We start from the raw sequence: 2258 nt of genomic DNA on the forward strand, positions 1-2258 counted from the left end.
ATGATGACTTCCCTCGGTGTCGCGGCATGACCACGGCACGGCGGTGCTGGAGACGCCACGAAGAGCCTGACTCTCAAAAGTCGGAACGACGGGGGCCATGCTCCGGCACGCCTCTGCGGGCCGTCCATCCGGATCAGATGGAACGGTGGTGCCGCCGCCGGCCCGCCCGGCGGAACCTCGGCGCTCCGGCGGCGTGCCGTCCGGGTCCCCGTCGGCCTCCGACGCGAAACAGCCACACAGCGACCGATCAGCGAAATCTCCGGACCCGGACGACCCCGGCCGACGGCACATCTCCGACCGAGGTCACCAGTTAGTCACCGTCGTCGTGCGCCGCGCTACGACGTTCTTGTTCGCGCTTGGAGAAGGCGGCTGCCCGGACCGCCGCCTTGCTCTCCAGGCCCGATCCCAGCGCGCCGCCCACGGTGGCGACCGAAGCGACGAACCACGACAACGTCCAGTACTCCGTGGCATGCAGCGGGGTCCGTGTGATCGAGGCGAACACCCGGTCGTTGAGGATGAACAGCGCCCACACCAAGTTGATGACCACCAGGCCCCCGTAGCAGACGAGCACTCCGAGACCCACGGTCATGACCGTCGACGCGTTGTAGAGGCTCGCCCTCTTCCTCTCCTCCGGCGAGGCGTCCGTCGGTCGGTACCAAAGGTGCGCGTCCACGATCAGCCAGCCGATCATGAGCACGATCGACCCGACCATGGCGATCACGAGGCGTGGCGTGCTCAGGAACGCGGCCAGGCTCCAGATGGTGGAGTTCACGGTGGCGATTGCTCCCGTGGCGAGTGCGGCCGCCAGGGCTTTCGACAAGCCCGGCACCAATCGCCACGGCCGGTTGGCGCGGACCATACCGCCGAGCACCCTCAGGTAACCGCGCGGCCCGCCGGCGACGTACCGGAGATCGGCGGTCTCCTCCTCACCGACCTGGGCCCGGTGAATCGGGGCGAGACGACTGACGAAGCGTCCCAGCGGTTGTCGCTGCGGAGGACCTTCAGCTCCGGTGGCCCGCGGGCCCGCCAGGCTGAGCACGGCTTCTTCCACGGCCCGCCGTGCCCTGGTCTGCAGACGCAAGCCCCCCAGCGGGGGAAGAGACAGCAGCGCCAAGCCGTGTTCGTGACTCAGATCCACCACGAGCTTGCGCCCGTGCGAGTGCAGCGGAAGGTCGGTGAGGGCCACCACGATGTCCCAGTTCTCCCCACTGGCGCGGTCCATGATCCGGCGCATCAAGGTGGGCGGGTCCTCGGTCCCCGCGGTGAAGGGCTCACTGACCACGTGTACGTCGAACCGTCGTCCCTGGCCCGACCTTTTGGCGAGCCGATCAGGAAGGATCCGGGCCATGCGCTGCGCGATCTCCGTCGGCGCGTCCGGATCCGCCAGAAGAGCCACGACCGTGACGTCCCGCGACGACACCCGCATCACTGGACCCTTCTCGTCGGCTGCCCCCGCGATCGCACGTGCCCACAGGATGCCCCCGAGGTGACGTCGGCACCACGTGACACGCTGGCCGTCACCGGCAGGTCCAGGCGGTACGGCCAGTTCTCCCGGTCTCCCACGATCCGCACGGGACTACTCGTTTCTGGTTTTCGTGACGGCCGGCGACCTCGCCGAAGTGGGAGCCGCTGCCCAGGGCGGGACGCCGCCTCGAGTGCCTCTCGAAGGGGAGGACGCGGTCGAACACCGGCACCTCATCGGCGGCGGGAACCTGTGGGGATTCACCTACCTGTACTCCATGTGCATCCTCGAGGAGATGCAGTGGCTGCGCACCACCCGGGTGCACAGCGCGGAGTTCTTCCACGGCTCGCTGGAGCTCCTGGAGGAGGACACCAGCGTGATCGTCTTCCAGGGTGAGGACAAGACGCGCGAACTGACCGGCCGCGCCGAGTCCTTCGCCGAGCGCGTCTCGAAGGACGTGACCGTCTTCGACACCCGCGACTACCCCCTGGAGGGCATCAGCCCGGAGTTCCGCGGACTGCTCGCGCCGCTGGTGCTGGACACGGTGATGGACCGGGTCAGCAAGCACCTGGAGCGGGTGCGGGACCACTCGCTCGACCTGCGCCGCTACTACCGCGTCATGGACTACTGACCGCCGGACCGGTTCCCCTCGCCCATCCACCCCGCGCGCCGGTGCCCCGGCACCGGCGCGCCCCCCGCGGGCGCCGCGGTCCCCGCACGCCGTGTCCGCGCCGCGGGCGGCCTTGATAAACGGGCGCCGCGTCGGCGACAACACCGGCGACCGCGTCGGGGACCC

2 protein-coding genes are annotated in these 2258 nt (G+C 69.5%); one reads left to right on the forward strand and one right to left on the reverse strand.

Translation table 11 applies throughout. From position 1 onward, the window contains the following. Window positions 1–310: 310 nt before the first annotated feature. Complete coding sequence (locus tag ACIRG6_RS37595; protein WP_403326612.1) at window positions 311–1426, reverse strand: hypothetical protein; 1116 nt, start codon at window positions 1424–1426, stop codon at window positions 311–313. A gap of 229 nt (window positions 1427–1655) precedes the next feature. Between ACIRG6_RS37595 and ACIRG6_RS37600 the strand changes: the two genes are divergently transcribed. Then, window positions 1656–2093, forward strand: coding sequence for a hypothetical protein (locus ACIRG6_RS37600; protein WP_403326593.1), 438 nt, complete (start codon window positions 1656–1658; stop codon window positions 2091–2093). The last annotated feature ends 165 nt before the right edge of the window (window positions 2094–2258 follow it).

The sequence above is a fragment of the Streptomyces flaveolus genome, from assembly GCF_044765825.1.
GTDB lineage: Bacteria > Actinomycetota > Actinomycetes > Streptomycetales > Streptomycetaceae > Streptomyces > Streptomyces flaveolus.

Bases quoted from the DNA above. Each gene is read 5' to 3' on its own strand.
- ACIRG6_RS37595 (WP_403326612.1), bottom strand. From the start codon at position 1,426: ATGCGGGTGTCGTCGCGGGACGTCACGGTCGTGGCTCTTCTGGCGGAT.